18 protein-coding genes and 2 pseudogenes are annotated in these 26,726 nt (G+C 67.6%); 14 read left to right on the plus strand and 6 right to left on the minus strand.

What is annotated here, in order from left to right:
• Window positions 1-307: 307 nt before the first annotated feature.
• From BM140_RS22750 to BM140_RS22765, 4 genes are read right to left on the minus strand one after another with little or no spacing between them, the layout of a single operon-like run.
• Complete coding sequence (locus tag BM140_RS22750) at window positions 308-1,150, minus strand: alpha/beta hydrolase (protein ID WP_091951429.1); 843 nt, start codon at window positions 1,148-1,150, stop codon at window positions 308-310.
• Between the two features lie 4 nt (window positions 1,151-1,154).
• Window positions 1,155-1,586, minus strand: a complete 432-nt coding sequence (locus BM140_RS22755) for a RidA family protein (RefSeq protein WP_091951457.1) — start codon at window positions 1,584-1,586, stop codon at window positions 1,155-1,157.
• A gap of 5 nt (window positions 1,587-1,591) precedes the next feature.
• Complete coding sequence (locus tag BM140_RS22760; protein WP_207549498.1) at window positions 1,592-2,047, minus strand: acyl-CoA thioesterase; 456 nt, start codon at window positions 2,045-2,047, stop codon at window positions 1,592-1,594.
• A 26-nt stretch (window positions 2,048-2,073) separates the two neighbouring features.
• On the minus strand, window positions 2,074-3,756 hold the full coding sequence (locus BM140_RS22765) for a benzoate-CoA ligase family protein (RefSeq protein ID WP_091951433.1): 1,683 nt from the start codon (window positions 3,754-3,756) through the stop codon (window positions 2,074-2,076).
• 223 nt (window positions 3,757-3,979) lie between these two features.
• Here BM140_RS22765 and BM140_RS22770 point away from each other — a divergent pair, with 223 nt between their 5' ends.
• Together BM140_RS22770 and BM140_RS22775 are read left to right on the plus strand one after the other, a co-directional pair.
• On the plus strand, window positions 3,980-6,322 hold the full coding sequence (locus BM140_RS22770; RefSeq protein ID WP_091951459.1) for a bifunctional salicylyl-CoA 5-hydroxylase/oxidoreductase: 2,343 nt from the start codon (window positions 3,980-3,982) through the stop codon (window positions 6,320-6,322).
• An 86-nt stretch (window positions 6,323-6,408) separates the two neighbouring features.
• Window positions 6,409-6,930: a MarR family winged helix-turn-helix transcriptional regulator gene (locus tag BM140_RS22775; RefSeq protein ID WP_425287081.1), complete on the plus strand. Its 522-nt coding sequence runs from the start codon at window positions 6,409-6,411 to the stop codon at window positions 6,928-6,930.
• 242 nt (window positions 6,931-7,172) lie between these two features.
• Here BM140_RS22775 and BM140_RS22780 read toward each other — a convergent pair whose 3' ends face one another.
• Together BM140_RS22780 and BM140_RS22785 are read right to left on the minus strand one after the other, a co-directional pair.
• Complete coding sequence (locus tag BM140_RS22780; protein WP_114436016.1) at window positions 7,173-9,794, minus strand: cadherin-like domain-containing protein; 2,622 nt, start codon at window positions 9,792-9,794, stop codon at window positions 7,173-7,175.
• 560 nt (window positions 9,795-10,354) lie between these two features.
• Window positions 10,355-10,753, minus strand: a complete 399-nt coding sequence (locus BM140_RS22785) for an acyl-CoA thioesterase (protein ID WP_244535594.1) — start codon at window positions 10,751-10,753, stop codon at window positions 10,355-10,357.
• 173 nt (window positions 10,754-10,926) lie between these two features.
• Here BM140_RS22785 and attM point away from each other — a divergent pair, with 173 nt between their 5' ends.
• The 12 genes and pseudogenes from attM to BM140_RS22845 all read left to right on the plus strand — a co-directional run.
• Window positions 10,927-11,712 carry an AttM family quorum-quenching N-acyl homoserine lactonase gene (gene attM / locus BM140_RS22790; RefSeq protein ID WP_091951437.1) on the plus strand — a complete coding sequence of 262 codons (786 nt, stop codon included), beginning with the start codon at window positions 10,927-10,929 and terminating at the stop codon, window positions 11,710-11,712.
• A 22-nt stretch (window positions 11,713-11,734) separates the two neighbouring features.
• Window positions 11,735-12,580: a fumarylacetoacetate hydrolase family protein gene (locus tag BM140_RS22795; protein ID WP_091951439.1), complete on the plus strand. Its 846-nt coding sequence runs from the start codon at window positions 11,735-11,737 to the stop codon at window positions 12,578-12,580.
• Window position 12,581: 1 nt separating this feature from the next.
• Complete coding sequence (locus BM140_RS22800) at window positions 12,582-13,367, plus strand: SDR family NAD(P)-dependent oxidoreductase (protein ID WP_091951441.1); 786 nt, start codon at window positions 12,582-12,584, stop codon at window positions 13,365-13,367.
• A 20-nt stretch (window positions 13,368-13,387) separates the two neighbouring features.
• On the plus strand, window positions 13,388-13,819 hold the full coding sequence (locus BM140_RS22805) for a cupin domain-containing protein (protein WP_091951443.1): 432 nt from the start codon (window positions 13,388-13,390) through the stop codon (window positions 13,817-13,819).
• A 3-nt stretch (window positions 13,820-13,822) separates the two neighbouring features.
• Window positions 13,823-14,578, plus strand: a complete 756-nt coding sequence (locus BM140_RS22810) for an SDR family NAD(P)-dependent oxidoreductase (protein ID WP_091951445.1) — start codon at window positions 13,823-13,825, stop codon at window positions 14,576-14,578.
• A 382-nt stretch (window positions 14,579-14,960) separates the two neighbouring features.
• On the plus strand, window positions 14,961-18,179 hold the full coding sequence (locus BM140_RS22815) for a calcium-binding protein (RefSeq protein WP_091951447.1): 3,219 nt from the start codon (window positions 14,961-14,963) through the stop codon (window positions 18,177-18,179).
• A 258-nt stretch (window positions 18,180-18,437) separates the two neighbouring features.
• Window positions 18,438-18,686, plus strand: a complete 249-nt coding sequence (locus BM140_RS22820) for a hypothetical protein (RefSeq protein WP_091951449.1) — start codon at window positions 18,438-18,440, stop codon at window positions 18,684-18,686.
• Between the two features lie 253 nt (window positions 18,687-18,939).
• Window positions 18,940-19,456: pseudogene (locus BM140_RS22825) on the plus strand (transposase); the annotation flags it as partial.
• A 1,303-nt stretch (window positions 19,457-20,759) separates the two neighbouring features.
• Window positions 20,760-21,068 carry a hypothetical protein gene (locus BM140_RS22830; RefSeq protein ID WP_091951451.1) on the plus strand — a complete coding sequence of 103 codons (309 nt, stop codon included), beginning with the start codon at window positions 20,760-20,762 and terminating at the stop codon, window positions 21,066-21,068.
• A gap of 59 nt (window positions 21,069-21,127) precedes the next feature.
• Window positions 21,128-22,846, plus strand: coding sequence for an NAD(P)H-dependent oxidoreductase subunit E (locus tag BM140_RS22835; RefSeq protein WP_091951453.1), 1,719 nt, complete (start codon window positions 21,128-21,130; stop codon window positions 22,844-22,846).
• 64 nt (window positions 22,847-22,910) lie between these two features.
• The gene (fdhF, locus tag BM140_RS22840) at window positions 22,911-25,865 is read left to right on the plus strand and encodes a formate dehydrogenase subunit alpha (RefSeq protein WP_165616534.1); all 2,955 of its coding nucleotides are present in this window, start codon (window positions 22,911-22,913) and stop codon (window positions 25,863-25,865) included.
• 491 nt (window positions 25,866-26,356) lie between these two features.
• A pseudogene (locus tag BM140_RS22845) lies at window positions 26,357-26,726 on the plus strand (helix-turn-helix domain-containing protein); the annotation flags it as partial.

A 26,726-nucleotide genomic window follows, 5' to 3' on the forward strand; every position in this document is an offset into this window, starting at 1 on the left:
CGAACACGTTGCGATTGTCCGGATCGCGCAGCAATGCGACGGATATTCCAAATATTCGGATCTTTTCGAATTGCGCTTTCGCCCGTCGAAGATGTTGCGGCGCGGTATCGCTGTGAGCGTCTGCAATATATTGAGCAGAGTGCTCACCCGGAACGCAGCCGCTGCTCAAGATTTGACGTCGCTCCGACGCGCCGAAAGCGAAAAACCCGGCCCCTCGGAGGGCCGGGTTTTCATGTTCGGACGATTCGGATGCCCGGTGCCTGATACCCGATGCCTGATACTTGGACCCTGCCGCCGGCTCCCGATCTCAGCAGAGGGCGGCGACGGCGCGGGCGAGCGTCCCGTCCGGCTCGCGCAGGCTCAGCGCGATGTCGAAATGGTTGTAGCCCGGCATCGCGATCCGCCGTCCGGCATGGCCGGCTCCGGTCCAGGCCCTGAGATAGCGCTCGGTCTGGTCCTTGAAGGCGTCGCTCTCCAGCCCGCCGACGGAGGCGAGGAGCCGCGCCCGCGAGCGCTCGGGAAGCGCGTGGAGCGGGCTGTTGCGACGGGCGGATTCGGGATCGAGCCGCATCCAGGCGTTGATGTGGGTGTGGATCAGCGGCTCCAGATCCATCAGGCCCGACAGCAGAAGCCCGGAGGCGACGACATCCTCCGGCACGCCGAACGCACCGTGCCAGCCGCCCGCCAGCAGCATGCCGCCGAGATGGCCGCCCGCCGAGGAGCCGCCGACATGGATGCGCCGTTCCTCGATCCTGTAACGGGCGGCCTCGGCATGGAGCCAGGCGAGCGCGGCGCGGGTCTGGCGCACGATCTCGTCGAGCGTGACGGCGGGCGCCAGCGCGTAGTTCATCACCGCCACCGAGACGCCGTTCGGCACGAGACCGAGCGCCGGGAAGGCGTTGTCGTCCTTCGACAGGGCGCGCCAGTAGCCGCCGTGGATCCACAGGAAGAGCGGGCTGCCCGGCCCGGCCGGGTAGAGGTCGAGGGTCTGGCCCGAGGGCGCGTCGTAGACGAGGTCGGCGACGCGCTCGAGGCGCGAGACCGCCTCGGCGCTCGCGGCGACGTAGCGGGCGTACTCGGCCTCGAAGCTCGGGACGCTCGCCCGCGCATTGTATTCGCGGTCGAGCCGGTCGCGGTCCTCGGGATTCATCGCCTCACTCCGGCACCACGGCGGTGGCCTCGATCTCGACGAGCGCGGGTGGCTCGACGAGGCGGACCACCTGCACCAGGGCCATGGCCGGGAAATGGGTGCCGAACACGTCGCGGTAGACCCCGCCGAGATCGCGGCGGGCTTCGAGATAGGCGTCCATGTCGGTGACGTACCATGTCAGGCGCACGAGGTGGTGCGGCTCGGCGCCGGCCTCCGCCAGGATCGCCCGGATGTTGGTGAGCGCCTGATGCACCTGGGCGACGAGCCCCTCGGGGAAGCGCTCGTCCGCGTCCCAGCCGACGACGCCGCCGGTGACGACGAGCCGGCCGGAGGCCGCCATGCCGTTGGCGTAGCCGCGAGGCGCCGGCCAGCCGGCGGGTTGCAGGATGGCGGCAGGCTTCGGGCTGGCGGCGCCCTGAGGACGGATGTCGGTCATGAGGCTCACGGGGTGTCTCCGGATGCGTGAGGGTGGGCGTCGCGGTCGCGCTCGGCGGCGGCCCGAAGGTCGTCGGGCAGGGGAATGGCGCGGCGCTCGGTCAGCGACGTGGTGACGATGACGAGGCGGGCGGCGATCACCGGCGCCTCGCCGCGGAAGCCGGTCACGGCGAGGTCGAGGGAGGCGCCGCCGATGCGGGCGACCCGCACGAACACGTCGAGCCGGTCGTTCCAGAAGCCGGGCCGGAGGAAGTCGGCCTCGGCATGGCCGTAGCCGAGGCTGATGCCGCGGGTCTGGTGGAAGCCCTGGTAGTCGAGGCCGAGCCGTTCCGTGAACCAGTCCTCCACCACGCCGTTCAGCAGGTCGAACCAGCGCGGGAAGTAGACGATGCCGGCCGGATCGCAGTGCGAGAAGCGCACGCGCACGGGGGCGTGGAACAGGCCCGATTGGTCCGCCCTCACCGGCGGCTCCGCACGGGCAGACGGGCTCATGCCGACACCGCCAGGGGGGTGGACTCTCCGGTTGCTTCGGCGACCGCCTCGGCCGCGCGCAGGCGCAGCGCGTAGCGCTGGATCTTGCCGGAGGCGGTCTTGGGCAGGCTCTCGACGAACTCGACCGCGCGGGGATACTTGTAGGGCGCGATCTCGGCCTTGACGAAGTCCTGCAACGCCTTGGCCGTGGCCGTGGCGCCGGGCGCGCGGACGACGTAGGCCTTCGGAATCGTGCCGCGCTCGGGGTCCGGCGCGGCGACGACGCCGCATTCGAGCACGTCGGGATGGCGCAGGAGCGCCGCCTCCACCTCCGGTCCGGAGATGTTGTAGCCGGAGGAGACGATCATGTCGTCGCAGCGGGCCTGATACCAGAAGTAGCCGTCCTCATCCATGAGGTAGCTGTCGCCGGGATAGTTCCAGCCCTCGACCACGTAGGTGCCCTGGCGCGGATCGGCGAGGTAGCGGCAGCCGGTGGGGCCGCGGACGGCCAGACGCCCGATCGTTCCGGGGGGAACCTCCCTGCCCTCTTCGTCCACCACGCGGGCTTCGTAGCCCGGCACCGGGCGGCCGGTGGCGCCGGGGCGCACCTCCTCCTCCGGCGAGGCGAGGTAGATGTGCAGCATCTCGGTGCCGCCGATGCCGTCGAGCAGGGTCCGGCCCGTGGCGGCCTTCCAGGCCTCGAACGTCGCGCGGCTGAGCGACTCGCCCGCCGAGATGCAGCGGCGCAGCGACGAGAGGTCGTAGGCGGTGAGCTTGGCGAGAATCGCCCTGTAGGCGGTCGGCGCGGTGAAGCAGATCGTGGCCCGCTCCCGCCCGATCGCGAGCGCCAGATCCTCGGGGCCCGCCCGTTCCAGCACCACTGCCGAGCCGCCGACCCGCATCGGAAACAGGATGATGGCGAGCCCGAAGGTGAAGGCGAAGGGCGCCGAGCCGATGAAGCGGTCGTCCGGCCCGGCGCGCACCACGTGGCGGGCGTAAGTATCGCAGATCGCGAGCAGGTCGCGGTGGAAATGCATCGCCCCCTTGGGCTCGCCGGTCGTGCCCGAGGTGAAGGCGATCAGGCAGACATCGTCCGCGGCGGTGTCGGCGGCGGTGAAGGCCGGGCTCTCGGCGGCCATCAGGGCTTCGAGCGAATCCGGCCCGCCGCCGCCCCAATACGCCACCTGCTCCAGCCCCGGCGCGTGGGTGCGGGCGCCCTCCATCTCCTCGGCGAGGCGATGGTCGCAGAGCGCGATGGCGATGCGCGCCTTGTTGAGCGGATAGGCGATCTCGCGGGCCCGCAGCAGCGGCATGGTGGCGACCACGACGCCCCCCGCCTTCAGCACGGCGAGGTAGGTCGCCACCATCATCGGAGTGTTGCCCGAGCGCAGGAGCACGCGGTTGCCGGGGCGCAGGCCGAGCCGGTTCACCAGCACGTTGGCGATGCGGTTCACCCGCTCGAACAGCTGCCGGTAGGTCAGCGATTCGTGCTCGCCGATCAGGCACAGGGCATGGCCGCGCCCTTCCGCGATCCAGCGGTCGAGGAAGGGCGTCACGCAGTTCAGGCGGCGCGGATAGCGCAGTTCGGGCAGCGCGAAGATCAGGTCGGGCCAAGTTTCGCGCGGCGGAAGATGGTCGCGGGCGAAGGTATCGATGGCGCAAGAGTCGGCGGCAATCGCCGAGGGGGAGGTCGCATCCACGGTGAGGCCCTCGCGTTCGAGTGCGGGCCGGCCGGACCGCGTCGTCCGCCGGAATGATTTAGGCTTAAAGCATCTTGTCGGCCTGCACAAGATGCTTTAAGCCTGAAGCATATCGCGGCGCTCGGTCCGCGGGTCTGCTTTCCAGGAGGGTGCGATGGGAGATGTCACCAGCGCGGTTGCCGGCTTTTCCGGTCTTCGCCCCGAGGGGGCGGGCCGCAAGCCCCTGCGCATCGCCGTCGTCGGCGCTGGGCCCGCCGGGCTCTACCTGTCGATCCTGGTCAAGAAGCGCTTCCCCGAGGCGGCGATCACGATCTACGAGCGCAACCGGGCCGACGACACCTTCGGTTTCGGCGTGGTGTTCTCGGACGCCACCCTCGACATCTTCGAGCGCTACGACCCCGAGAGCTACGCCCGCATCACGCAGGAATTCGCCTACTGGGACGACATCGCCATCCACGTGAAGGGCGAGGTCCACCGGATCGGCGGCAACGGCTTCTGCGGCTGCGCCCGCGCCACGCTGCTGACCATCCTGCAGGAGCGCGCCCGTTCGCTCGGCGTCGAGATGGTCTTCCAGACGGAAGCCGACGCGGAGGATTTCGACGACCACGATCTCGTGATCGTCGCCGACGGCATCAACAGCGCCTACCGGCAGCGCCATTCCGAGCATTTCGGCACCAGCGTCGATCTGCGCCCCAACCGCTTCGTCTGGATGGGCTCGACCAAGCCGCTCGACGCCTTCACCTTCCTGTTCCGCGAGACGGAATGGGGCCCGTTCATCGCCCATGCCTACCAGTACGAGCGCGGGCGCTCGACCTGGGTGTTCGAGACCGACCCGGACACCTTCGAGCGGGCGGGGCTGGGCCAGCTCGACGAGGCGGGCTCGGCGGCTTTCATGAAACGCGTGTTCGCCGATGTCCTCGGCGGGCACGAGGTGCTGACCAACCGCTCGATCTGGCGGCAATTCCCGATGATCCGCAACGCCCGCTGGGTGCGCGGCAACCGGGTGCTGCTGGGCGACGCCAAGGCGACCGCGCATTTCTCCATCGGCTCGGGCACCAAGCTCGCCATGGAGGACGCCATCGCCCTCTACGAGGCTTTGGTGGCGGAGGCCGAGGTGCCCGCGGCGCTGGCCCGGTTCGAGAAGGGCCGGCGCGAGGAGGTGGAGAAAATCCAGCACGCGGCGGACGTCTCGCTCGTCTGGTTCGAGCACGTGGCCCGCTATCTCGATTTCGAGCCGGTCCAGTTCGCCTTCGGGGCGATGACCCGGGCCAAGGCGATCACCTACGACAACCTGCGCCTGCGCGCGCCGGACTTCGTCGCGCAGATGGACCGCGCCTTCGCCGAGGGCGTGCGCCGCCAGGGCTTCGACGTCTTCCTCGACAAGCCCGCCGCGCCGATGTTCCAGCCGCTGCGTTTGCGCGAGATGGTGGTCCCCAATCGCGTCGCGATGTCGCCGATGTGCCTGTATTCCGCCCAAGACGGCGTACCGAACGACTTCCACCTCGTCCATTACGGCGCCCGCGCCATCGGCGGACCCGGCCTGATGTTCACCGAGATGACCTGCGTCTCGCGCGACGGCCGCATCACGCCGGGCTGCGCCGGGCTGTGGAACGACGAGCAGGAGGCGGCCTGGACCCGCATCGTCGACTTTGTCCACGCCAATTCCGGCACCCAATTCTGCCTCCAGCTCGGCCATGCCGGACGCAAAGGGGCGACCAAGCCGATGTGGGAGGGCATCGACCGGCCGCTCGAATCGGGCGGCTGGGAGGTGATGTCGGCCTCGCCCCTCCCCTATTTCCCCGACAGCGCCGTGCCGCGGGAGATGAACCGCGCCGACATGGACACCGTCGTCACCGACTTCGTCCTGGCGACCGAACGGGCGGCGCGGGCCGGCTTCGACATGCTGGAACTGCACTGCGCCCACGGCTACCTGCTGGCGAGCTTCCTCTCGCCGCTGACCAACCACCGCAGGGACGCCTATGGCGGCTCCATCGAGAACCGCCTGCGCTTCCCGCTCGAAGTGTTTTCCGCGATGCGGGCGGCGTGGCCCGCGCACAAACCGATGTCGGTGCGCGTCTCGGCGACCGACTGGGCCGAGGGCGGCCTCAGCCCTGAGGACTCGGTGGCGATCGCCAGCGCCTTCCGCGAGGCCGGCGTCGATCTCGTCGACGTCTCGACGGGTCAGACCGCGACGGTCTCGCGCCCGCTCTACGGCCGGATGTTCCAGACGCCGTTCGCCGAGCGCATCCGCAACGAGGCCGGCACCGCCACGATGTGCGTGGGCAACATCACGACGCCCGACCAGATCAACACCATCCTGGCGGCGGGCCGGGCCGACATCGTGGCCCTCGGTCGGCCGCACCTTTCCGACCCCGGCTTTACGCTCCGCGCCGCCGCCTGGTACGGCGCGGACGGCATCCATTGCCCGCCGCAATACGCGCCGGGCAAGGACCAGATCTTTCGGAACTCCGTGCGCGACCGGGCCGACCTCGAGGATCTCAAGGCGCGTGGACGGCCCAAGACCCGGGCCGAGCTGCGCCTCCCGGCCGCCACGGTCGCGCCGTGAGCGGGAGCGCGGCCGCCCGCATTTGCGTTGCCCCGCGAAATCGGGCTGATGACGCCCGAAGCGTTCAGCGGGCCGGGGCTTTGGATTTGGACGAGGCGGAGGAGAGCGGCGCCGCGGCCGGGGCGGAGGGGCGGGACACGCGCACGGCCGTGCGGGCGTGGCTGCGCCTCCTCACCTGCACCACGCTGATCGAGAACGAGATCCGCTCGCGTCTGCGCGAGCAGTTCGACTTCACCCTGCCGCGCTTCGACCTGCTGGCCCAGCTCGACAAGGCCGAGGACGGGCTCGTCCTCGGCGAGGCCTCGAAGCTCCTGATGGTCTCGGCCGGCAACGTCACCGCGGTGGTCGAGAAGCTCCTGGCCAGCGGCTACATCACCCGCCAACCCTCGCCGACCGACCGTCGTGTCCAGATCATCCGCCTGACGCACGCGGGCCGCGCCGCCTTCCGCACCATGGCGGAGGCGCATCACGGCTGGGTCGAGGAGCTGTTCGCCGGCCTCTCGGACGAGGAGACCGCGACGCTGACCGACGGCCTCGCCCGGCTCAAGCGCTCGGCGCAAGGGCGGATCGCGCCCCGCGAGCCGGCCCGGCGGCGGGCGGGCGGTTAGCGCCTCGTCCCGAAAGGTGGTTTCCGGCTTTCGGACCGATGCTCCCATACCGATCGGCGACGATCCTGATTCATCGCCGATTGCCCCCGCGACGGCGGAGCGGCGGGCGTCCGCCGGACGCATGGAACAGGACCATCGGTCCTGTTCCATGGCGCTTGGTATCGGCGAAGAAACGCCCTTGGCTGCCTCTATCGAGCAATCCCGGCCGAACGGGGGTCGCTCGGCCGAGGCGTTTCGCACGTTTACACCACGAGGAAGTCGGCGTGGGTGAGCGCCACCTTCGTGTCGATGGTGGCGAACTGCACCGCCGCCTTCGACCCGCTGCCGTCGACGTCGTAGGACAGAGCGCCCGTGGTCTTGTTGTAAAGGATGCGGTCGTCCGCATCGACCTTGGCGCCCACCATGCTCAGATCCTTGAACGCGCCTGCCGCGAGCGTCCCGGCCGAGAGGGCGGTGAAAATGCCTTTCGAGAGCTGAATCGAGTCGTCCACGACGGAGAAGTCGGTGATGCGATCGACGTTGCCCGCCCCCAGCGCCGTCGAGAACACAAAGGTGTCCTTGCCGGATGAGCCCGTGAGGATGTCCTTGCCAGCCATGCCGTTGAGGACGTTGGCGCCCGCGTTGCCCTGCAGCGTCTGCCCGAACTCGTTGCCGGTCAGGTTTAGTGCCGTTTTGGCAGCGGCGTTGACCGTGCGCAGCGCCTCGATCTCCTGTCGCGCGGCCAGTGTGTAGCCGACGCTCGTCAGCACGGTATCGACGCCCCCCTTGGCGGCCTCGATCACGCTGTCGCGGGCATGATCGACGAAGTAGGTGTCGTTGCCGCCCAGGCCCTGCATCGTGTCGATGCCCCCCTTGCCGTCGAGCGTGTTGGCGTTGCCGTTGCCGCGCAGCGTGTTGGCGAGCGCGTTGCCGGTCGCCTTCAGGGCGGCGCGGCCTTCCAGCAGCGTCAGATCCTCGACGGCTCCAAAAATGAACTTCGCCTTCGCCTGGGCGTCGAGATCGTAGCTGATCCTGGCCTCGATGGTGTCGCGGCCGCCGCCGGTCTGTTCCGACACGATGTCCTTGAGACTGTCGACGACGTAGGTGTCTTCGTTCAGCCCACCGATGAGCCGATCGTTTCCGGTGCCCCCATCGAGGCGATTGCGCCCGTTCCCACCGGTCAGGTCGTCGGCGCCGCCGAGGCCGAAGAACGTGTCGTTGCCCGCCCCGCCGACCAGCGTGTTGTCGCGACCGTCGCCGCTGACGATTTCATCGCGCACGTCCCGGACCTTGATCAGGATCGGCGTGGAGTGCGAGGCATCGACCGCCTCCGGCGCGAACGGATCCTTCATGACCGTCAGACGAATCGTGCTCGCCTGCTCGAAGTCGATCTTGAACCCGGCGGCGACCTTGATGGCACCGGTGTTGCGGTCGATGGTGAAGCGGCCCTCGCCCGCGGGCAGGGCGTATTTCATGGAGATCGGCGAGCCGGGCACCGGGATCGATTGCGCTCCCTGAACCAGGGTGCCCGCCGCCGCACCCTCGGCAACCACGACCTCCTTCAGGTTGATGACCGAGACCGTCCAGGCTTTGTCGAGGTATGCGCCGTAGCTGTCGGCGACCCGAACGACGACCTCGTACCGGTTGTCGCGATTCGCATCCGTCGGCGCCTCGAAGTCGTGGGCGGTCTTGAAGTCGAGAGTGCCGCCCCCAATGCCCTTTTCCAGGATCGTGAAGGCGTTCCGATCGGCACCGCCGACGATCGACCATTTCAGTCCGGTGGTGTTTGTCTCGCCCTCCGGGTCAGTGACACGCAGGCCCCAGCTCTGCTCCGTCTCCTCTTGGTAGTTGAGGGTGGTCGCCCCCCCGCCAAGCGGCCCGACATAAATCATATCCTTCGGCGCCTGGTTGGCGACGCTGAGGCTGAACGTCTTGGTCGCCGTGAGCTCGCCCCCGTCCCTGGCGGCAACGTCGAAGGAGGCCGTCAGGCCCTTGCCGGATTGGACGAACTGGACCTTGCCAGCGGCGACATCGGCACCGGTGAAGCTCGTCACCGGCGTGGTGGCGCCTTTGAGCACGAGGTTTCCGCCGGTTGGGTTGCTGACGACGAAGATGGGATTGGCGCCGGCTTTCTCCGCACCCAGATCGGCAGCGGTGAGCGTGTAGGCGCCTTTGGGCGCGACCTCCGCCGAGAAATCGCCCGTCAGCGTGCCGGTGGCATTCCTCAGGGAGATGTAACCGACCTTCGTGAGCGTGGTCGTGCCGTCGGAGACCTCGAAGGCGAGCTTGTAGGCCTGACCGCCGGCGGCCGCGTAGGTCTGAAAATCGAGTTTCGCTCCATCGGCGACGCGCAGGTACTGGTTGTCGCCCACCGTCTCGAGCTTGAAGCGCCCGCCCGCGTCGTCGACGAGCTTCAATGTGCCGTTGCCCCAGCCGTCGCTCGCGTAAGCCTTGCCGTAATAATAGGGCCTGCCGTAGGCGTCCGTGATCGGCGTATCGGTGGCCGAGCATTCGCCGATGATTTCATCGATGATGATGTCGCCGTCGCGGCCAGGGGGCGACGAGTCGAGAACGCGAAAGCTGTAGGTCTGATAGGCCGTGTAGGCCACGCCGCCGGTGCTGGGATCGTAGACCGTCGCCTTGATCTTGGCGGTGAACAGGTTGTCGGAGGTCAGATGGGCCTCGTAGCCCTCCGATCCCTCCCAGAGCGCGGGCTTGATGCGCAGGTAATTGTAGTAGTTCTCCAGCAAGGCACCGTTACCGCCGTCTTCGACGGAAAGATGCACCGACCAGCCGTTGCTATCACGGGCGCTGATCGCCATTCCTGGGTTGCCGCTATTTTCATACGTCTCTGAATAAAATGGGCCGATCCACTCGATTGCCATGATTGCCCCCAATCAATTCCGCCCTCGCGGATTCGATATTTTTGAGATGTAAATCAGTCAATTATTTTTTGCCATCCTCATATGCGGCAAATGCACCAAATCTAATTTTTGGGGCAGAGATCGCCGCGGCCGCTCATCGGGCTGCGCCTATACGAGTGAAAATCTGCGACTGAACTGGGCAAAAAACCCTATCTGACCTTATTGCATCGGGTCAGTGTCTCTCAGGCCTTATTTTTGCTGGGCATTCATTCGACGAACCGGCATCCATTTCGTCGGAACGCGTTCAAGTCATACCTAGCGGCACGGAACCGGACCGATGGTCCTGTTCCGTGCCTCCGGCGGACGCCCGCCGTCCCGCCGTCGCGGGGGCCATCGGCGATGCGTCAGGGTCGTCGCCGATCGGTATGAGCCGTCCGCAGGCTTGACGGGGCCTGCCTTTCCTGTGGATTCAGCAGCGGATGTCCGCGGTTCGACGTCTTGTGGAGGATCGCTCGCCACTGAGAGCAGCCGATCGTCCAGCGCTCGGATGGCGGCCCCGATACCGGTGCCGGGCACCGGCCCTACGGCACCGGCCGCGCCCGCCCCTCGTCGTCCAGGGCGACCGAGACGAACAGCGCCTCCACCACGCGCCGCCGCTCGCCCCCGGCCGGTGAACCCGCGAAGCCGTCGAGCTTGAGCCGCATCGAGCTGCGGCCGACCGACTCGACCTGCCCGTAGACCGAGAACTCCTCCCCCACCTTGAGTGCCGCGACGAAGCGCAGGTTCTCGACCGCGACGGTCGTGCAGGGCCCTTTCGCGCGCCGCATCCCGAGCAATCCGGCGGCCTTGTCGAGCTCGGCCATGATCCAGCCGCCGAACACGCCGCCGTTGAGATTGGCCTCCGACGGCAGGGTCAGGGTGCGCAGGAGCGGCGGGGCTGTTTCGGTATCCGCCGCGTCGCGTGCCGATGTCTCGCTCATGGGTCTCGTCCTCGAAGAGGGGGCCGTCCGCCGCTGCGCCGGACCTTAAGCGCGGACCTTTGTCGGCACAAGCTTCAAGCTTGAAATTATCCTTGACAGGGCGGCGGATCGGCGGCCTTATGCTGAAAGTTTCAAGCTTGAAGCAAAAGATCCCCCTCGATCCGGGAGGAACGATGTCCGAGATCCGCCTCCATCTCTTCCAGACCGGCACGCTCGGCTGCCGCCGTCAGGACATCTACCTGAACCAGGGCCTGGGCGAGCCGTTCGAGATCCCGGTGCCGTGGTACCTCGTCACCCATCCGCGCGGGCACGTGGTGATCGACGGCGGCTTCCCGGCCATCTGCGTCACCGATCCGCGCGGGCATTGGGGGCCGGTCGCCGCGGTGTTCGAGCCCCGCGTCGCGCCGGGGCGGGATTGCGCCGCGCAAGTCCGGGCGGCGGGCTTCGATCCGGCCGACGTGCGCACCGTGCTGCTGTCGCATCTCCATCTCGACCATACCGGCGCGATCGGGGTGTTTCCCAACGCCCGCCACGTCGTCCAGCGGGACGCCCTCGCCTACGCGCTGGCCCCCGACTGGTTCTGCGCCGGCGCCTTCGTGCGGGCCGATTTCGACCGCCCGAACCTCGATTGGTGCCTGCTCGACGAGGCCTGGGGCGACTTCTTCGATCTCTACGGCGACGGGGCGATCACCTGCATCCGCTCCCCTGGCCACACGGTCGGGCACCAATCCTTCCTCGTGCGCACGCCCCGCGGCGCCACGCTGCTGGCGGTCGATGCCGCCGACACGATGGACCACTGGGAGGACCGGGCGCTCCCCGGCGCCGTCACCTCGGTGACCGAGGCGGTGCGCTCCGTCGCCAAGCTGCGCGCGGTCGCCGAGCGGGCGCAGGCCCGCGTGGTGCCGGGGCACGACCCAGCCCTGTGGCCGACGCTGCGTCAGGCGCCGGCCTTCTACTGAACCGACCATCGGGAGACACGCCATGAAGCTGCTGCGATACGGAGAGCCCGGCGCCGAGCGCCCCGGCCTGCTCGATGCGGAAGGGCGCATCCGTGACCTGCGCGACCACGTGCCCGACATCGCCGGGCCGTTCCTCACGGACGAGAGCCTCGCCCGGCTGCGCGCCCTCGATCCCGCCCGCCTGCCGCTGGCGGAGGGCACGCCCCGCATCGGCGCCTGCGTCGGCGCCATCGGCAAGTTCGTGTGCGTCGGCCTCAACTACGCGGACCACGCCGCCGAGACCGGCAAGCCCGCCCCCGACGAGCCGGTGCTGTTCATGAAGGCGACGAGCGCCGTCTGCGGCCCCAACGACGCGGTCGAGATTCCGCGCGGCTCCCAAAAAACGGATTGGGAGGTCGAACTCGGCATCGTGATCGGCCGCCGCGCCAAGCACGTGACGCGCGCCGAGGCGCTGGAGCACGTGGCCGGCTACTGCGTCGTCAACGACGTGTCCGAGCGCGCCTTCCAGTCCGAGCGCGGCGGGCAATGGACCAAGGGCAAGAGCGCCGACACCTTCGGCCCCCTCGGCCCCTGGCTGGTGACGCGCGACGAGGTGCCCGATCCGCAGGCGCTCGGGCTCTGGCTCGATGTCGACGGCGTGCGCCGCCAGACCGGCAGCACCGCACGGATGATCTTCGGCGTCACTGAGCTCGTCAGCTACATCAGCGGATTCATGACGCTCCACCCCGGCGATGTCATCGCCACCGGCACCCCGCCCGGCGTCGGCCTCGGCCAGAAGCCGCCTGTCTTCCTGCGCGCTGGCCAGACCATGCGGCTCGGGATCGATGGGCTCGGCGAGCAGCGCCAGGCCGTGGTGCAGGGGGAGTGAGATGAGCGCCTTCTCCGACCTCAAGGGCAAGGCCGCCCTCGTCACCGGGGGCAGCCGCGGCCAGGGCGCAGCCCAGGCCCGCCTGCTGGCGCAATCCGGCGTCGCGGTGACGATCTGCGACGTGCTGGCCGACGAGGGCGAGGCCTATGCCGCGAGCCTGCGCGACGAGGGGCTGGAGGCCCGCTTCCAGGCCGCCGACGTCACCGCGCCGGAGGGCTGGGACGCTCTCGTGGCCGGGGCGCTGGCGTGGCGTGATCGCCTCGACATCCTCGTCAACAATGCCGGCATCATCAACCGCACCGGCGTCGCGGCGACCGATCTCGACGCCTGGAACCGGGTGCTCGCCGTCAACCTCACCGGCGCCTTCCTCGGCATCCGGGCGGTCGCGCCCGCGATGCGCGACGCGGGCGGCGGCAGCATCGTCAACATCGCCTCGAACTCGGCCTTCTCGGGCCATGCCGACCCGGCCTACACCGCGAGCAAGTGGGGCCTGCGCGGGCTTACCAAGACCGCGGCGATGGAGCTCGTGGGCCACCGCATCCGCGTCAACGCGGTCTGCCCCGGCCTCGTCGTGACCGGCCTCAATGCCGGCTCGCCCCATCTCGCCCCGATGATCGGCCTGACGCCGATGGGCCGCGCGGGCGAGCCCGACGAGGTCGCCCGCCTCGTCCGCTTCCTGGCGAGCGAGGAGGCGAGCTTCATCACCGGCGAGGATTTCGTGATCGACGGCGGCTTCACCGCGGGCGCCGCCTATCGCCGCGTCGCCGTCGAGACCGGCCTTCTGTGATCATCCCGAGGGAGACAAGCATGTCCGAGACCGTGAAGCCCATCGTCACCCGCGCCGGCCACGAGGACACCCGCACGGGCCAGTCCGGCGGCGCCGTGCGCGTCTCCGGCGTCAGCCCGCAGCACACGCCGGCCACGCGGATCTGGTACGGCAAGGTCAGCAACGAGCCGGGCTACCGCTCGCTGCCGCACCACCATGGCGAGGCCGAGACCGGCGGCTACGTGCTGAAGGGCCGGGCGCGGATCTATTTCGGCGCGGATTACGCCGAATACATCGACATGAGCGAGGGCGACTTCGTGTTCGTGCCGCCCTTCATGCCGCATGTGGAGGCGAATATGAGCCGGGACGCCGAACTGGTCTGGCTGACGGCGCGCACGCCGGAGAACATCGTGGTCAACCTCGACGACGTGCCGGATGCGAGCCTGCCGGGCTACGTCCGGCCCGGAGCCTGAGCCGTGGCCGGCCCCACCCGCCACGCCGTCGTCACGGGCGGCGCCCGCGGCATCGGCCGCGCCATCGCCGGGCGGCTCGTCCGCGACGGCGCCACGGTGACGATCCTCGGTCGCAACGCCGAGGCTTTGCAGCGGGCGGTGGCCGAGGGCGTCGCGCATCACGCGCTTGCCCTCGACGTGACGGACGGGCCGGCGGTCGCCCGCGCCTTCGCGGAGATCGCCGCACGGGCGCCGATCGACATCCTCGTGGCCAATGCCGGGGCGGCGGAATCCGCCCCCTTCGGCCGCAGCGAGCCGGCCCTGTTCCAGCGGATGCTCGACGTGAACCTGTTCGGCACCGTCCACGCCGCGCAGGCCGTGCTGCCGGGCATGACCGCGAGAGGCTTCGGCCGGATCGTCGCCATCGCCTCGACCGCGGGCCAGAAGGGCTACCCTTACGTCTCGGCCTATTGCGCGGCCAAGCACGCGGTGGTCGGCCTCGTCCGATCGCTGGCGCAGGAGACCGCCCGCAGCGGCATCACCGTCAACGCGGTTTGCCCCGGCTTCACCGACACCGACATCGTCGGCGACAGCCTGGAGCGGATCATGGCGACGACCGGCCGGGACCGGGACGCGGCCTTGGCCTCGCTCGTGCGCCACAACCCGCAGGGCCGCCTCGTCCGCCCCGAGGAAGTCGCCGACGCGGTGGCGTGGCTCTGCGGCGCGGCGGCGGGCGCCGTGACCGGACAGGCGATTCCGGTGGCCGGCGGGGAGGTGTGACCGACGCCTCGCCGGCCTTCGTCGCGCATGCCTTCGGTGTTTCTCTTGTCTTCGCTTGCCGCTTGGTCTCGATTTTGCTGAAAGCTGTAATGCTATTGCGCGTGAGCGCGATTATTTCGTGCGAGAAACGTAATTCATTTTTGTGCTTGGCCTTCCGCGTGCCCGGACGCTTTGCCGAGGGAAGCCCGATCGGTCGAAGTGCCGGGTCAAGGATGCGGATTGTACGCAACCTGACAGTCTATCTCGGGCGGTCGTTTCCCGAAAGCAACATATCGGGATGAACGTTTTCTCTTCGATTTTCTTCGGATGTGAATCGCCTTAAGAACGTACGCGCTTGGGCGGGCGAAGTCTTCTTCGCTCATGCAATCGAGGGGCGACGGTCATGGCGATCTACACGGGAAACGCTAACGCCAACACGATTCAAGGATCGCGAGCCGGCGATTACATCTCCGGCCTGAACGGCGATGACGTGCTCTACGGAAACGACGGTCAAGACCGCTTGTACGGAGGGAACGGAAAGGATTTTCTGTTTGGAGGTCTCGGGGACGATTGGTCGTACGGCGGAAACGGTGACGACACCTTCGTTCCCTTCTGGTTCTATGATTACAACGGGACTTTCTCGGCCTCGTACGAGAAGGACACCATCGACGGCGGCTACGGGTTCGACACCGTGCAGGGGATCGTCGAGGGGCTCGTCAACACGCGCGCCGGCGCCACATGGGGCCTGACCGTCGATCTGCAGGCGCACACGCTCGACCTGCGCTACGACGATGATAGCCTGTCATCGGAAATCCATAAATACGCAACGCTCTACAATATCGAGGGCGTCGTCGGCACGAGGATGTCGGATAGCATCAGCGGAGATGCAAACAGAAACACGTTCGAGCATGGCGAGTTCGTCGGCGCGAACGGAAACGGCGTCGTCGACATCTACGACGGGCGCGGCGGCGTCGACGGCTATTTCGCGGCGACCAGTTTTCTGACCGGCTACAAGGTGCTGCCGGCCGGCACCGCCCCCTCCGGCGTCATGGCGCCGTTCGAGATCGCCTACGGTACCCGCGCCGCGCAACTCGCCGCGGTCTTCAATCTGCCGGCCGGCCAGCTCAAGACCGGCGACGGTGTGGCCCTCTACGAGATCTGGTACGACGCCAACAACAACAATACCTTCGATACCGGCGAGTTGCGCCAGGAACTCAACATCCTCAGAAACATCGAGCAGTACCAGGGCACGCAGTTCGACGACCGGATGTCGGGCTCGGCCAAAAACGAGATCTTTGCCGGCGGGCTCGGCAAGAACACCATCGTCGGCGGCGGCGGCCTCGATTTCGTCGATTATCACGGCATCACCGATGGCACCCTGTTCACGAACGGGCAGCATCTCGAGATCAATCTCGGGCCGGTCGGCGGCCCCGGCGCGCATTTCGTCGATGCGGACGGCGTCGAGGTCGCGAACTCGGCGATCGTGGATACCTTCCAGAACATCAGCCTGAATCAGGGCGCGATCGGCTCGGCCTTCGGCGACGAGATCAAGGGGTTCAGCAGCCTCTACGCGACGCCGACCGCCTACGGGAGCGCGACCTACAACTTCACCGTCTTTGCCGAGGAAGGCGACGACGCCGTCCAGGGCAGTGCGGGCAACGATGTCCTCGACGGCGGCAGCGGCAACGACATCCTCGTCGGCGACGCCCAGTGGGACATCGACCTGTCGAAGTCCCCCGCCCTCTACGCCTACGCCTTCCGCGACATCCTGATCGGCGGCGAGGGCAGCGATGTCATGGACGGCGGCATCGGCTTCGACATCGTCTCCTACCGGGATGCCAAGACCTCGATCTCCGCCGACCTGCTCTCCGGTCAGGGTGGGTTGGCGGTGATCGACGGGGCCACCGTACCCGGCGCGGAATCGGACGGCGACCTCTACGTCAACGTCGAGGGCGTGGTCGGCTCGGGCTTCGCCGACGTGATCCGGGGCGACACCGGCGACAACGTCTTGGAGGGCCGCGACGGCGACGACCGGTTGATCGGCTGCGACGGCAACGACACGATCTGGGGCGAGGCGGACCCGGCCTCGAAGGTGCCCGCCGGCACCGGCGACCTGAGGCCCACCGCCGATCTCAACCCCAACGTCTGCTGCGATCCGACCGTGCCTGCGGGGGCGACGCCCGAGAAGTCCTACGACGACCGCCTCGAAGGCGGCTGCGGCAACGACGTGCTCTACGGGCAGGCCGGTCACGACGACCTGTTCGGCGAGGAGGACAACGACCGGCTCGACGGCGGCGACGGCCAGGATTGCCTCGTCGGCGGAATCGGCAACGACACCCTGATCGGCGGCCGCGACACCGACGTCCTCGAAGGCGGCGACGGCAACGACCGCCTCGACGGCGGTGCGGGCTTCGACCTGATCTTCGGCGGCACTGGAGCCGACACGGTCGATTACGGTGCCTCGGGGGCGGGCGTCACCGTCTCCCTGCTGCGCTGGTGGGAGAACGACGGCGGCGACGCCTCCGCGGATTACATCGAATCCTTCATCGGCCTGATGACCAAGGACGGCTGCTCGGTCGATGCGGTGGCCGACGGCTCCTTCCTCGGCCTCGTGGCGGGGCTGGGCGCCGACAACGCGACGACGCAGGCCTTCACCTTCCGGCTGCCCGATGTGATCGTCGGGGTCGAGAACGTGAAGGGATCGGCCTTCGCCGACACGATCACCGGGGATGCCGGCAACAACGTCCTCGAAGGCGGCGGGGGCGCCGATACGATGATCGGCGGGATCGGCAACGACACCTACGCCGTCGACAATGCCGACGACCGGGTGGTCGAGGCGAACGGCCAAGGCACCGACACCGTGGTGTCCACCACCGGCTACACCCTCGGAGCGGGTCAATCGATCGAGGCGCTCCAGCTCGCCGCCAGCACCGGTACGCAGGCCCTGAACCTGACCGGCAACGAATTCGCCAACATCCTGCGCGGCAATGCCGGTGCCAATGCCCTCGACGGGCGGGGCGGGGCCGATCAGATGTATGGCGGCGCCGGAAACGACGTCTATTCCATCGATAACGCCGCGGATCGGATCTTCGAGGGGGCCAACCAGGGCACGGACAGGGCCGTCGCGACCGTCAGCTATGCCCTCGCCGCCGGCCAGCAGGTCGAGGGACTGCAACTGCTCTCCTCGACCGGCACGGCGGCGCTGAACCTGACCGGCAACGAATTCGGCCAGACGCTGGTGGGCAACAACGGCGCCAACGTGCTCGACGGCAAGGGCGGCGCCGATCTGCTGCTCGGGCGGGGCGGCGCGGACAGCTTCGCCTTCTCCACGGCGCTCGGCACGGGCAACGTCGATCACCTCGTCGATTTCGCGACCGAGGACACGGTGCGGCTGAGCAAGAGCGTCTTCTCGGCCCTATCGGCCGGATCGCTCGCCGCCGCGGCGTTCAAGGATCTGAGCGTGGCGGGTGCGAAGGTCGATGCCGACGACCGTATCCTCTACGACAAGAAGACGGGCGCCCTGTCCTACGATGCGGACGGCAGTGGCTCGAAGGCGGCGGTCCAGTTCGCGATCATCGATACCAAGGTGGCGCTGACGGCGGCCGATGTCTTCGTGGTCTGAAAGCGTGGAAGGTGTGTTCCGAGGAATGCCCCTCACCCATGCCCCTGACCCATACCCGGGATCGACGGGCTCGGAAGGACGGCGCGGACACGCTCCCGGCCCCGTGCCGGACGCGCCGCGCGGTCGGGCCGATTTCATGATGCACATGATCGATGCGCATTATGAAATCAGCCCATTTGATTCATGGGCTCGACATCAGCACATTCGGTCTCACGAAGCGACGGGGGGCCCGCCGCGAAAACCGAAAAAGAGGCTGACATGTCCAAGCAGATCGTCGCGCGCACCGTCACCGGCCTCGCGCTGACCCTCCTGACCACCGCCGCCTTCGCGGGCGAGCCGGGCCGCATCGACAACGCCAAGACGGTCGGCGCGCTGACCCTGGAGACCCAGGGTCTCGCCACCGACACCGGCTCGGTGCACCGCCAGGGCGGCTACGCCCTGCCCGGCGCCGTTCAGTGGAAGGTCCCGGCCACCGACGACCGCATCAAGCAGGCCGCCGCGTTCTGAGCGGGTTCGAAAAAGGGAACGGCCACGGAAGCCGGAGGAAGGGGCTGCCTCCCTCCGGCTTCCCCGTTGCGGCCGAGTCCGCGGCATCGAGACGCTCGCCGAATGCGCGGCTTGCCCGGAGCTGTCTGTCGGCGCTCTGCTAGGACCATGCGCGGGGCGCCGACCGTCCCGGAATGGGGCTGCAACGCCCGTCGTCATCTCGGTCGGCGCTCCGCTTCCCTTGCCACGCGTTATGAGTTGCCTGGGCCCCTCCGCCAACCGTGAACGGGTCGGACGCTAGGATTCGCCCTCCGCGGCGGTTCTGGACAGTCAAAGCATCAAGACCGCCGAGAGTGGCGGGCCGCGCGACTACGATGCCGGCAAGAAGGTGAAGGGCCGCAAGCGCCAAGCTCTGGTCGATACGGACGGGCGCGCCCTCGTCCTCGATCCGCAGCCCGCCGATGTGCAGGATCGCGACGGGGCGGTGCCGGTGCTGAGACTGTCACGGCGTACGTTTCCCCTTATCACCAAGGCGTCCGCCGATGCGGGTCACGCGGGCGATCGACCTGCGACCGCCACGAGCATTGATATCGAGATCGTGCGCAAGCCGCCGGGACAGGTCGGCTTCGCCGTCCATCCGCGCCGCCGGGGCCGTCGAGCGTTTCTTCGCCTGGATCGGCCGCAACCGCCGCCTCTGGAAGGACCCGGAGGCGACCCTGGCTTCGGCGCAGGCCCTCCTCTACGCGGCCGCCGTCATGATCCTCGTCCGACGCCTCGGACGAGGATCATGATTTATCGGACGGACTCTGAGCCTGCACGAAGTCGAAGCTCCCGACGTGATGGCCGCGACCCGCAGCGTGGCGGTGAGCGAGCTGACGACGCTGACTGGCCGTACCGATATCTGGGCAGTCGCTACCGATTTGATCGCACAGCGCCCCTCCTCGGCTGAGCCTACAATCCTTGGCGCGTGCCGAGCACCAGTTTTACAGCAGCGATTGGAACAAGGACCGAGATCATGGCAGTTCCGCTCGAATGTCAGATCATGGAGCGCTACCGCCGCTGAAAGGCGAGCCGATCTCTGCGGCTCGTGGGATTCAGGATGCTGCAATATTGAAACCCATATGGTGCCAATCAGAAGCGAGGATAGATGCATGAAGGGCGCCCTTTTCAATCAGAAAACATTTTTATTTCGGTGAATCGGTTGGAATTAATGGATATTATTTTGGGTACCTATTTTGAAAACTAAATCATAATTGTTAACTAAAACGACCGGGAGGGCGGCAAGGCTGCAATATGATGCATAATTCATATGGAGCACGCTATAACGGCACTCTTTTCATATTCTTCACAGCCTCAGAAAAAATTCCGAAATTATGGGCAGCTTTTGCGTATTGCAGCCCTACTTTCAGAGGTTGACGGAAACATATGTTGCGACGTAAATCGAGGCGGGCAGTAAATTATGGTTCATCGGGACTGTCGCGCGGTAGACTGCTCGCCTTTGACCGCATATCCGCCCATGTGCTCATTCAATCATTTCAACGTTGCGTGATACTGTGTCTGAAAAAGATAAAATTGACATGTTTTCGGCCGTACGCATTGTGAGCGCATCGTTGATCGATGGTGGAAGGACAATGGCTATTCGTATCAGGAAATCTGATGCAAATGAGGCATTGATTCTTCTTTCTCCAAAAGATGCAGAAGATTTGAAGGTGCGTATTTCCGAGGCACTTTCCGATCCTAGTCCTCCATAAGTAAATTATTGATCCGAATTAGTATGAAATATTTTTCGATATATACCTGTCGGGCGTGCCTACACAGCAATAAATTTATGTAATGTGCTTGATTGAAATAGATTTTTTCCTTAAGATGTGGCGTGCGCTGTAATGTAAGTACGTCCGGATACATGAAGCTCTCCAATGAGATGCATGCAAGGGCCGGACTGATGGATGCGCGAGACGCTGGCGGGGTATGCCTCAGATGCAGTTTGAAATGATCCCAGTTCGGCATACACATGCATTATATCGCAGATTGATGTGATGCCGGCATGGACGGGTTCGAAATGCGTCGCTTCCTCCCCCAGGGATCCCGGTAAGAATGTCGATGGATGCCAGCCGACTGGCGAGCGCAGCCGCGGAGGCTTACGCCGCCGAGGCGAAGCCGCCGCTCACGGAGGAATTGGTCGCTCAGGTGCGGGACGCCCTGCTGGCGGCCATCGAGGAACCGGGCGCCGCTGCGGAGACGGACCGGCTTGACCGGTTGAACGCCGCGCTCGACGCGTTCGAGACGGAGCTCGACGCGGTGGTCGGGCCGCGGATCGCCTCGCTCGACGCGGCCTCGGCCGAGGTCACGACCCGGCATCGCTCGGAAGCCGGTCAGCCCCTGCGGGCCTTCGGCGGGCAGTAAGCCCCCTCGCCGGCAGCATCACGCCCCCTTTGCCCATCACGTTGAAAACAGGTCGCGCCATGAGTGAGGATACGGGGACCGTCCGGCGCTTTGCGCATCCGGGCCGTGGCCGCAACGTCGCCCGCGCCGTGCCGAAGGGTCGTCAGGTCGATCCGCAGGCCAAGGTCGAGATCGAGGGCCTGCTCGGCACCCGCTCGCGCCAGCGCGACCTGCTGATCGAGCACCTGCATCTGGTGCAGGACACCTACGGCCAGATCAGCGCCGACCATCTCGCCGCGCTCGCCGACGAGATGAGCCTCGCCTTCGCCGAGGTGTTCGAGACCGCGACCTTCTACGCGCATTTCGACGTGGTGAAGGAAGGGGAAGCCGACATCCCGCGCCTGACGGTCCGGGTCTGCGACAGCATCACCTGCGCGATGTTCGGCGCCGACGAACTGGTCGAGACGCTGCAGCGCGAACTCGCCTCCGACGCGGTGCGCGTCGTGCGCGCCCCCTGCGTCGGCCTGTGCGACCACGCGCCCGCGGTCGAGGTCGGCCACAACTTCCTGCACAAGGCCGATCTCGCCTCCGTCCGCGCGGCGGTCGAGGCCGAGGACACTCACGCCCACATCCCGGAATACGTCGATTACGACGCCTATCGGGCGGGCGGCGGCTACGCCGTGCTGGAGCGGCTGCGCAGCGGCGACATGCCCGTCGATGACGTGCTGAAGGTGCTCGACGACGGCGGCCTGCGGGGCCTCGGCGGCGCCGGCTTCCCGACGGGGCGCAAGTGGCGTTCCGTGCGCGGCGAGCCGGGGCCCCGCCTCATGGCGGTCAACGGCGACGAGGGCGAGCCCGGCACGTTCAAGGACCAGCTCTACCTCAACACCGATCCGCACCGCTTCCTCGAGGGCATGCTGATCGGCGCCCACGTGGTCGAGGCGAGCGACGTCTACATCTACCTGCGCGACGAGTACCCGATTGCCCGCGAGATCCTGACCCGCGAGATCGCCAAGCTCCCCGAAGGCGGCACCCGCATCCACCTGCGACGGGGCGCGGGCGCCTATATCTGCGGCGAGGAATCCTCGCTGATCGAGTCGCTCGAAGGCAAGCGCGGCCTGCCGCGGCACAAGCCGCCCTTCCCGTTCCAAGTGGGCCTGTTCAACCGCCCGACCTTGATCAACAACATCGAGACCCTGTTCTGGGTGCGCGACCTGATCGAGCGCGGCGCCGAGTGGTGGAAGAGCCACGGCCGCAACGGCCGCGTGGGCCTGCGCTCCTACTCGGTCTCGGGCCGGGTCAAGGAGCCGGGGGTGAAGCTGGCGCCGGCCGGCCTGACGATCCAGGAACTGATCGACGAATATTGCGGCGGCATGTCGGACGGACACACCTTCGCGGCCTACCTGCCGGGCGGTGCGTCGGGCGGCATCCTGCCGGCCTCCATGAACGACATCCCGCTCGATTTCGGCACGCTGGAGAAATACGGCTGCTTCATCGGCTCGGCCGCGGTCGTGGTCCTGTCGGATCACGACGACGTGCGCGGCGCCGCGCTGAACCTGATGCGGTTCTTCGAGGACGAGTCGTGCGGCCAGTGCACGCCCTGCCGCTCGGGCACCCAGAAGGCCCGCATGCTGATGGAGAACGGCGTGTGGGACACCGAACTCCTCGGCGACCTCGCGCAGTGCATGCGCGACGCCTCGATCTGCGGTCTCGGACAGGCGGCCTCGAACCCCGTCAGCTCCGTGATCAAGTATTTCCCGGATCTCTTTCCGGCGCCGCGGGCCGTGGCGGCCGAGTGACGCCCGTTCCCCTTACTATCCCGATACCGACGCCCCCGACGAAGCCAGAGCCTGGAGCGGACGCATGAGCAGCGGCGACAAGACCGAGCGGCCGGAAATTCGCGCCAACGGACGGCAGGATGCCGGCGGCCCGGTGGGCGGCCCGCAGCCGGCCTCCGGCGGCGCCTACTCGCAGGGCGCCAAGGCCGGCGGGCAGGCCGCGCCCGAGCCCACGGGCACCTTCGGCCTGAAGGACGCCCCGGTCGCGCCCGCGACCATCACGTTCGAACTCGACGGTGAGCAGGTCGAGGCGCAGCCCGGCGAGACCATCTGGGCGGTGTCGAAGCGGCTCGGCACGCATATCCCGCATCTCTGCCACAAGCCCGAGCCCGGCTACCGCCCGGACGGCAATTGCCGCGCCTGCATGGTCGAGATCGAGGGCGAGCGCGTCCTCGCCGCCTCGTGCAAGCGCACGCCGGCCATCGGCATGAAGGTGAAGACCGCGACCGAGCGCGCCACCAAGGCCCGTGCCATGGTGCTCGAACTGCTCGTCGCCGACCAGCCCGAGCGCGCGACCTCGCACGACCCGTCGTCGCATTTCTGGGTCCAGGCCGACTATCTCGACGTGTCGGAGAGCCGCTTCCCCGCCGCCGAGCGCTGGGCGAGCGACGTCAGCCACCCGGCCATGAGCGTCAACCTCGACGCCTGCATCCAGTGCAACCTCTGCGTCCGCGCCTGCCGCGAGGTGCAGGTCAACGACGTGATCGGCATGGCCTACCGCTCGGCGGACGCCAAGGTCGTGTTCGACTTCGACGATCCGATGGGTGCCTCGACCTGCGTCGCCTGCGGCGAGTGCGTCCAGGCCTGCCCGACCGGCGCGCTGATGCCGTCCGCCTATCTCGACGCGAACCAGACCCGCACGGTCTATCCCGACCGCGAGGTGAAGTCGCTCTGCCCCTATTGCGGCGTCGGCTGCCAAGTCTCCTATAAGGTCAAGGACGAGCGGATCGTCTACGCCGAGGGCGTCAACGGCCCGGCCAACCACAACCGGCTGTGCGTGAAGGGCCGCTTCGGCTTCGACTACGTCCACCATCCCCACCGCCTGACGGTGCCGCTGATCCGCCTCGACAACGTGGCCAAGGACGCCAACGATCAGGTCGATCCGGCCAACCCCTGGACGCATTTCCGTGAGGCGACCTGGGAAGAAGCGCTCGACCGCGCGGCGGGCGGCCTGAAGAAGATCCGCGACACCGACGGGCGCAAGGCGCTCGCGGGCTTCGGCTCGGCCAAGGGCTCGAACGAGGAGGCCTACCTCTTCCAGAAGCTCGTGCGCCTGGGCTTCGGCACCAACAACGTCGATCACTGCACGCGGCTGTGCCACGCCTCGTCGGTGGCGGCCCTCATGGAGGGGCTGAACTCGGGTGCCGTGACCGCGCCGTTCTCGGCGGCGCTCGACGCCGAGGTGATCGTGGTGATCGGCGCCAACCCGACCGTGAACCATCCGGTCGCCGCGACCTTCCTCAAGAACGCGGTGAAGCAGCGCGGCGCCAAGCTGATCATCATGGACCCGCGGCGCCAGACCCTGTCGCGCCACGCCTACAAGCACCTCGCCTTCCGCAACGGCACCGACGTGGCGATGCTCAACGCGATGCTGAACGTCATCGTCGAGGAAAAGCTCTACGACGAGCAATACATCGCCGGCTACACCGAGAACTTCGAGGCTCTGAAGGAGAAGATCGTCGACTTCACGCCGGAGAAGATGGCGCCCGTGTGCGGCATCGACGCCGAGACCCTGCGCGAGGTGGCGCGCCTCTACGCCCGGGCCAAGTCCTCGATCATCTTCTGGGGCATGGGCGTCAGCCAGCACGTCCACGGCACCGACAATTCGCGCTGCCTGATCGCGCTCGCCCTCATCACCGGCCAGATCGGCCGCCCAGGCACCGGCCTGCATCCGCTGCGCGGCCAGAACAACGTCCAGGGCGCCTCCGACGCCGGCCTGATCCCGATGGTCTATCCGGACTATCAGTCGGTCGAGAAGGCGGCCGTGCGCGAGCTGTTCGAGGAGTTCTGGGGCCAGTCCCTCGATCCGCAGAAGGGCCTCACCGTCGTCGAGATCATGCGCGCGATCCACGCAGGCGAGATCAAGGGCATGTTCGTCGAGGGCGAGAACCCGGCGATGTCCGACCCCGACCTCAACCACGCCCGCCATGCGCTGGCGATGCTCGACCACCTCGTGGTGCAGGACCTGTTCCTGACCGAGACCGCCTTCCATGCCGACGTGGTGTTGCCGGCCTCCGCCTTCGCCGAGAAGGCCGGGAGCTTCACCAACACCGACCGGCGCGTGCAGATCGCCCAGCCGGTGGTCGCGCCCCCCGGCGACGCGCGCCAGGATTGGTGGATCATCCAGGAGCTGGCCAAGCGGATGGGCCTCGACTGGAACTACGCCGGCCCGGCCGAGATCTTCGCCGAGATGGCGCAGGTGATGCCGTCCTTGAACAACATCACCTGGGAGCGCCTGGAGCGCGAGGGCGCGGTGACCTACCCGGTCGATGCGCCGGACCAGCCCGGCAACGAGATCATCTTCTACGCCGGCTTCCCCACGGAGAGCGGGCGCGCCAAGATCGTGCCCGCGGCGATCGTGCCGCCGGACGAGGTGCCGGACACCGAGTTCCCGATGGTGCTCTCGACCGGCCGCGTGCTGGAGCACTGGCATACGGGCTCGATGACCCGGCGCGCGGGCGTGCTCGATGCGCTGGAGCCCGAGGCGGTGGCCTTCATGGCGCCCAAGGAGCTCTATCGCCTGGGCCTGCGCCCCGGCGGCACGATGCGGCTGGAGACGCGCCGCGGCGCCGTCGAGCTGAAGGTGCGCTCTGACCGCGACGTGCCGGCCGGCATGATCTTCATGCCGTTCTGCTACGCCGAGGCCGCCGCCAACCTCCTGACCAACCCGGCCCTCGACCCGCTCGGCAAGATTCCCGAGTTCAAGTTCTGCGCCGCGCGGGTCGCACCGGTGGAGGCCGCGCCGATGGCGGCCGAGTGATCGGCCTCTGAACGAGCGGTCGCGGTGCGTTCGGGCGCACCGCCTCCGAAGTGTTGTGTATCGACAGTGTCGCGTCGCGGATCGAGAACGCGGATGGGCCAGGACTCGATCGTGTCGAACCCCTCACGAATTAGGGGTTTGAGCGCCACGCGACCGCGTTTTGTCGGTGCGAGCGCGCGATGGCGAACACTCGCGATCAAGTTCTGAAACGCCGTGTCGGCGAGCTTTCATAGCTGCGGCTTAACCCTCAGATCACGCGACGCTTGGCGGGTCCGCTTCGCCATCCCCGCGGCGCGCTGGGTCGCGCGCGTCACCTCGTCTTGCGTGCCGAGGCTGACCCAGAACGCGCGGCCGGCCCGGCTTCCTCTTGACTTGGCCCCCTGGCCTGCCATCATTCTGAAGCTAGAGCTGTTGCCGACCGTGGTGAGTCGGCCTGGGGTTTTATGAGGTGGGGTGATCTGACTCCCTTTCGGCGATCGGCGTGAGGGTTGATGGCATCGTCGTTCTCGTCGGATCTGCGCGAGCGTGTCGTGAAGGCCGTCGCGGAGGGTGCCTCGCGCCGTCAGGCGGCGGCGCGGTTCGGGGTCAGTGTCGCCAGCGCCATTCGCTGGCAGGAGAGCTTCGAGCGCGAGGGCCGGGTCTCGGCCAAGCCGCGCGGCGGCGACCAGCGTTGGCAGCACATCGAAGCCCATGCCGACCTGATCCTGTCGGAGTTGCGTGCCCTGCTGGCCGAACGTGGCATCGCCACCAGCCAGAGCGGCTTGTCGCGCTTCTTCAAGCGCCACCGCATCACACACAAAAAAACACGATCCACGCCGCCGAGCAGCCGCGGCCGGACGTGAGGGCCGAACGTGAGGACGG

The sequence above is a fragment of the Methylorubrum salsuginis genome, assembly GCF_900114375.1.
GTDB lineage: Bacteria > Pseudomonadota > Alphaproteobacteria > Rhizobiales > Beijerinckiaceae > Methylobacterium > Methylobacterium salsuginis.